The organism is Bacillus sp. LJBS17 (assembly GCF_019334685.1).
GTDB lineage: Bacteria > Bacillota > Bacilli > Bacillales > Bacillaceae > Bacillus > Bacillus subtilis.
In genome coordinates this window covers 77,008-83,007 of record NZ_CP079760.1, presented here as the reverse complement: position 1 = coordinate 83,007, position 6,000 = coordinate 77,008, and the positions used below count along the sequence as shown (strand labels likewise).

Annotated in this window: 8 protein-coding genes; 2 read left to right on the top strand and 6 right to left on the bottom strand. The window is 33.5% G+C overall.

Translation table 11 applies throughout. From position 1 onward, the window contains the following. Positions 1 to 11: 11 nt before the first annotated feature. Genes KXZ66_RS22105 through KXZ66_RS22095 form a run of 3 tightly spaced genes read right to left on the bottom strand, consistent with a single transcriptional unit; the run spans position 12 to position 2,061 of the window. Complete coding sequence (locus KXZ66_RS22105; RefSeq protein ID WP_043940302.1) at positions 12 to 242, bottom strand: hypothetical protein; 231 nt, start codon at positions 240 to 242, stop codon at positions 12 to 14. Positions 243 to 271: 29 nt separating this feature from the next. Continuing rightward, positions 272 to 970 (bottom strand): hypothetical protein, encoded by a 699-nt coding sequence (locus tag KXZ66_RS22100; protein WP_043940301.1) that lies wholly within the window; start codon positions 968 to 970, stop codon positions 272 to 274. Positions 971 to 1,026: 56 nt separating this feature from the next. Continuing rightward, positions 1,027 to 2,061 (bottom strand): helix-turn-helix domain-containing protein, encoded by a 1,035-nt coding sequence (locus tag KXZ66_RS22095; protein ID WP_043940300.1) that lies wholly within the window; start codon positions 2,059 to 2,061, stop codon positions 1,027 to 1,029. 267 nt (positions 2,062 to 2,328) lie between these two features. Between KXZ66_RS22095 and KXZ66_RS22090 the strand changes: the two genes are divergently transcribed. Together KXZ66_RS22090 and KXZ66_RS22085 are read left to right on the top strand one after the other, a co-directional pair. After that, the gene (locus KXZ66_RS22090) at positions 2,329 to 2,892 is read left to right on the top strand and encodes a site-specific integrase (protein ID WP_013603294.1); all 564 of its coding nucleotides are present in this window, start codon (positions 2,329 to 2,331) and stop codon (positions 2,890 to 2,892) included. A 37-nt stretch (positions 2,893 to 2,929) separates the two neighbouring features. Next, complete coding sequence (locus tag KXZ66_RS22085) at positions 2,930 to 3,268, top strand: hypothetical protein (RefSeq protein WP_043940298.1); 339 nt, start codon at positions 2,930 to 2,932, stop codon at positions 3,266 to 3,268. Positions 3,269 to 3,351: 83 nt separating this feature from the next. Here the strand turns inward: KXZ66_RS22085 and KXZ66_RS22080 are convergent, their stop codons facing one another. The 3 genes from KXZ66_RS22080 to KXZ66_RS22070 form a co-directional block, all read right to left on the bottom strand. Further along, on the bottom strand, positions 3,352 to 3,873 hold the full coding sequence (locus KXZ66_RS22080; protein ID WP_052500196.1) for a 3D domain-containing protein: 522 nt from the start codon (positions 3,871 to 3,873) through the stop codon (positions 3,352 to 3,354). Positions 3,874 to 4,261: 388 nt separating this feature from the next. Beyond that, on the bottom strand, positions 4,262 to 5,542 hold the full coding sequence (locus KXZ66_RS22075) for an ATP-dependent DNA ligase (RefSeq protein WP_043940297.1): 1,281 nt from the start codon (positions 5,540 to 5,542) through the stop codon (positions 4,262 to 4,264). Between the two features lie 129 nt (positions 5,543 to 5,671). After that, on the bottom strand, positions 5,672 to 5,971 hold the full coding sequence (locus KXZ66_RS22070; protein WP_043940296.1) for a hypothetical protein: 300 nt from the start codon (positions 5,969 to 5,971) through the stop codon (positions 5,672 to 5,674). Positions 5,972 to 6,000 lie beyond the last annotated feature (29 nt).

The following is a 6,000-nucleotide window of genomic DNA, read 5'->3' as shown; positions in this document are numbered from 1 at the left end:
GATCATTCTCCTCAATGTACTAAATGTTCTTTCTTTAATGTAAAGGGGTTTTGATCTATTTCATTGCTGACTATTTCAGCCAGATCAACAATCGTTAAACCAAGGTCTTTAAGGTCTTCTTCACTTAATTCATTTACTGATTCATATAAGAGCCAGGTCTTATCATTTTTAGTTCGAGTCGATAGATTCTCACGAAAACTCTTAACCTTCCTGGTTAAAGCTTCGTAACCTGGTGTGCTCACTTATTATCACCTCACGGTAATTTTTGTTATTATATCTGTGCCTTTGAAAACGTAAATTGATTTTCAGCTTTTTTGGCCATTTCTTTTAATATTTTTGTTTCAAAGGACTGTACCGACGTTTTATCAAGACCTCTGTTTGTAAATAGAACTTTTAGGTCTCCTTCGATCCAATATAATTCTCCATTGACCATATCATCATTAAAGAAATGGACCTCTAGGTATTCAGCTGGTCTACCGTAACACTTAATTTGTTCTTGCTTTTCTTTCTGATCTTTAGAATCCATATGTCTGTGATTTTTAATTTGAAGTGGAATAGAAATGTTGGAGTCTTTTAAATGAAGAACCGTTCCATCAATTTTCGAATTACGATCTTCTTTTGATGAGGGAATTTCAAACCAAAACATTAGGCAGCTGTTGACGAGGTTTCTAACGACAATCTCTTGAAAAATCGGCCGTCCTATTCTTTGAAAGAAATACTTGATGTAATTCCTTTCTACTTCGCCCCTATCTCCATAGTGTTTTGTTGCGTTATTGAGAAATCGGGTAATCTCTCCTGGATAGTAATGCTTCCAAATAAAATTTAGGATTTCAATTGGTTTAATAAATGGATCTCTTTCGATGAGTTTAAATGTAACGTACTTGGCCAAATAAAAATCAATGTGCCCTTTGCCATCTTTGCCTTTTATAACAGCATTATGACATTCTGCTTCAAGTCCATACTTAAACATAGATTCAGTCTCCTGTTCTCAATATTTTCTGATTCAAACGAAAAATACAGAGATCCTTAGACCTCTGTTTCTTCTGAATCGTATTTATCTCCAACTGCAGCGACCTTCTTAACAATACGATCGATTGTTCGAGATATTTTCATTTGATATGTGTTAAAATTCGCAGCTATTTCTTCTTGAGTTAATCCATTTTGGGTTTGTCTTAAGACTTCTTTTTCGAAGTCAGTGAGTTTAGCTTTTTCGATTGTCGATTTTAAGTCTAATAAGATGAAGCTAAAATCATCATTTGGATCAAAATCTGGTTTTAAGAATAATAATCCTTTAGCTGAGATGGTTTTTCCCGATTCCGTTTCAACTACATCACCTTTTAAGTGAAGAGGATTTGTGAAGTCAAACACATCAATATCGTATTCTGTACTCTGGGAGAAGTATTTAAGGTTATAACCGAACACGCCTAACAATGTATCTTTAGAATAAATCATATCGTGCTGCAGCTGACCTTTAATGCGAGATAAAATGAACCGGTTCCCTTCTTTATTCTTCAGTTTTTGTGTTACGAAATCATAGAATGGCTTATAACTTCTTAAAATTTCCCCCAACCAATCATCTCTTTCGAGATCTGAAGCTGTAATCGATTGAGGTCTAAGCAGAATTTTGTTTCTTTCTTCTTTTTTCAAGAAGTGAATAACATTCTCGGAAAAATCATTGCTATCTGAGTTCGTCAATGATTCTATAGATTGTTCTTTCTCAACTTTCTTTTGAAAGTACCGTTCATCTGAATAAAAAATGTACTCCGTTTTCTCTTGTTCTTCTTCTTTCTTAATTTCATCACTGGTTAATAAATATGTGGCCATACGATCTAGTGATTTGCAAACATTGTTTTGATGGGATAAAAAGTCTTTGGTTGTAATCCCTGTTTTAAAATAACCATCAAAATACTCGGAATAGAAATTAGTCTCATTTAGGATCTCTTCCACAACTTTTTTCCGTTCCTCTAATGTTGTTTTTTCAAAATCAATTTTTTTGTTAATTTCATGAACTGTCGTTCCATCTAATCTCCCTTTAAAGTTTCTCTGTGATGTAAAACTCATATATTTGTTCCTCCATAAATTTGTTCTATTTATTTTGAATTAATTTAATGTTCGAAGTTATATAACGATTATATCCGTAATTTTCCATATGTAAATTAATGGAAGGTAGAATTTATAAGTCTGCGAATCTTACACAATAACATTATGTAAAGTATTAAATCCCTTCATATCAATGTTTATAAGAGATGTCGACTTTTCATTGTTTTTGAATTTTACATAACATATAATTATCTTATAATATGTCATATTGGTTAGAAGGTGATCATTTTGAATATGGTTAGTCCCATTAGAGACAAAAAACAACTGGAATTACTAAAAATGTATTTGAGAGAAAAGAGCAAAAGAGATTACTTAATGTTCATGGTTGGAATAAGTTCTGCCCTCAGAATTAGTGATATTCTTAAATTGAAGGTTGGAGATATTTGGGATGGAAGGAAGCCGAAAGAATTCATTTATCTTCATGAAGAAAAGACAGGAAAGTATAAAAGATTTCCGATCACTGAGAACCTCCAAAAAGCAATTAGAGAATATATGAAAGAATATCAGCTTGACCAGGAATCCTATTTGTTTTTCAGCAGAAAAGGAAATAAACCCATCTCCCGTCAACAAGCTGCCCATATATTATCTTCAGCTGCAGATTACATTGGAATTAAAGAACCGGTATCAACTCATAGCATGAGAAAGACATGGGGATATTGGGCGTATAAAAAAGGATACTCTTTGGCTTTAATAATGGAAGCTTTGAATCATTCAAGTATTGCAATTACAAAGAAATACTTAGGTATTACACAGGAAGATCTTGATGATGTATATATGAGTATGAATTTATAATATATAATAGAAGAAACTCGGAATTATGAGGTGAATTATGGAGATTAAGAGAATAACAAGAAAAGAATTCGAAAGCTTTCCTAAATTTAAAAATGTTGAAGAAGCAATAAAGTTTTTCAAAGAAAAGTATGAGGATCATTTTATGGAACAAGGATTGGGCCCGTTTGAAGAATTTGAACTCGGAAAGTACTATCACCATTTGTTAATCCTTGATAAGGAAGGTTTTAAAAGGATGGGTGAATGGATGATAAAAAATAATCGGGCAACATTCCCTTCTGAATCATATTCTGAAACAAAAGGGATGAATGAAAGTGTTCAGCCGATATTTATTTTTGAAAACGGAAGGATCCAAGTATCTAGCTTAGCTGAGGATTAAAAAAGAAGCTGCCATTTTGATTTCCTCAACAACAATTAATAGCGAGGTAGAAAGTAAAATGGCAGCCTTTATTATTATTCCCTTTACTTTAAGATCTTAGCTTGAATATCTCTAACACCAAATTCTATACACTTGACATTAGCATTTAAATACACATCGATTTTATTCCCTTTAATAGCAGATCCAGTATCTTCAGCTGTATAAACACCATTAAGATGTTCATATCCTTTAGGAAATTTGATTTCTACTTTTGATCCTAAGGGGATTACATTCGGGTCCACTGCAATTGTACGTCCTTCTTGAACTTTCGTTCCTGTTGCTGTAACAGTACCCATTGAATAAGCTGTTGAAGTAAAATGCTTATATCCCTCATAAACCACCGATTGATGTTCTTTGACTCCAACCTTTGTGTTTATTTCCTGTCCCGGATAAATCAAAGAAAGATTTTTGATTTGTGGGTTAGCTTCGGCCAATTCTTGAAGAGAAATATTATTTTCCCTCGCAATTTTGGACATTGTGTCCCCAGGTTTCACTTCTTGAGCAAACGTGGGAGAAGCAATTAGCATCGATACTCCTAATGCTGAAACAGCAATTAGTTTTTTCATTGGGTTTTGCACTCTCCTAATATTTATTGATCCCTTATCTCTTTCTCGGAATCTTTTATTTTTATATCTCGGAAAAGAAAAACGTAAAATAAAATCCATATAAATTGCTATATAATTTAACGTCTGGTAATGTATCTTTAAAGCCAGTCATATGGTAGTCAGGAGTTTACCCCTCCTGACTTGTCGAAAGGACAGAGTATTGCATTTATTCCTTTCAATCATTCTCTCTTTTAGTCTGTTTTTTTCTGCAGACCAACCACCTATTATCTTAGGTCGGACGACTGAAATCGTAAGAGAGAAAAGATGAAGAGAGTCCTTCACCTCCTAAAGGTGAAGGATTTGATTCTCTTAAATAAAAAAAGCCCGACCTAAAGCCAGGCTCATAAATCTAAGAATAAGACACTTCATCTTTATCATCGCGAATTCTATTTAATGAAGGCTGCCGTAAAGATAAACCTCCATGTTCATTTTTGCTTTCTTGAAAATATTTAATCTCAACAATCTTCCCAACCACCAAGGATGGATCTTTCCAAAAATCAACTTTCCATTTCTCTTTTAATCCAGCTACGGCCACTCGATGTCCTTTGTAATCAACAATAATTGATCCACATTTACCACCACGTATGTCTTCCACAACATCTAAACAACGTAAATCTGCTTCTTCTTCTGGTTTTACTTTTAGAATGCTAGGAGATTTTTTCAATTCAAATATTCCATCCGATAAATGAATCATTAATCCTTCTTCCCCACGGCCAATTGCTTCAAGAAACAAGTCATCAATAACATCTTTGTCATTTCCAACATAGAATTTAGGAACAACCGAAATTAACGAATCTGCCGGCAGAGACTTCTTGATCGTTTCTTCTAAAAAAGAGCGTCTAGTTTTGTAAGGAACATCAAAAACACCTTTTTCATAATCATCAATTGGAATCATGTCGAACAACAAAAATCTAACGTCTTTTTTAATTCCGTGTTTCTTCAAACGACTTTGAGTTGCTCGGAATAAGTCCGATGAGGAAAGGTTATCTCTATTCACGTTTACGAGTTCTCCTTCATAAACAAATCCTGTCGGAAGTTTTTTCATTAACTCTTCGAGTTCAATTAATCCTTCGTATTTGGCACCGGTGGTTGTAATGAATTCGCTGCCTTCTTCCAAGTTCTTCGTTGTTGATCTGAAGCCATCGACTTTAAGTGAGACAATGAACTCTTCTCCTTTTGTAAGGTGTTTTTCAGGATTGTATTTTTGACCTTTCATAACCTTGTGTTTACTGATAAACCCTTTACCGTATACTTTATTCAAAGTAGTTGAAGAGATTCCAATCGGCAAATCTTTTGTTAATATAGATTTGGCCAGTTCCCGTTCTTCTTCTGTTTTAAGTTGCTTTAAAAAGATCTGAATTGATTGGATTATTTGATCAGATCCGGTATTGTAAAGAATTACGTAAGCCATAGCATCAAAGATGGTTTCAAGTTGAGTATAAGTCGGCAAACAAACTTCTTTTTCGATCTTCTTTTTTGCTAAACCCGTTTTAACAAGTGGGTCGTAAACAAACTTGAAAATCTCCTTTAAACCCTCCACATTTTCGTATTTTCTTAGTAATTCTTCTTTTCCTTTTCGGCTTGATTCGTTTTTAATCTCCTTAAAAATTTCAACATATTTCTTCATCATAGTAGTTGAGTCCTCCGATTTTCCTTTGGTTATTTCGAGTAACGAAATAATATTATCACTTCTTTTTTGAGTCGTACACACTGATTACAGAATATTGCAAAAATAATATCTAGATATTTGAATCTAGCTCTATACACATGCAGCCATTCTTTTTGCCATCCTTTTTCTTTTCTCAATAGCTTCATGGTTATTATTACGAGATCGTTTAATAACGGTTGTAAGTATCCAGTGATTTCTTTCTTTTACAAAGATGAATTCCTTACTATTTCTAGTAAAGATATGCCTCACATTACCGTTATTCACTATCTGCTTTATATTTAAGTTTCTTACATCACGCTTAATCCTACTTTCAATATTCTTACGGCATTCGCCTACTCTTTGTTCATATCGCTGTATTACGTGATTAGTAATAATAAAGTCTTCAAACATCCTATCTCCCTCCGATTAATGTATGTAGT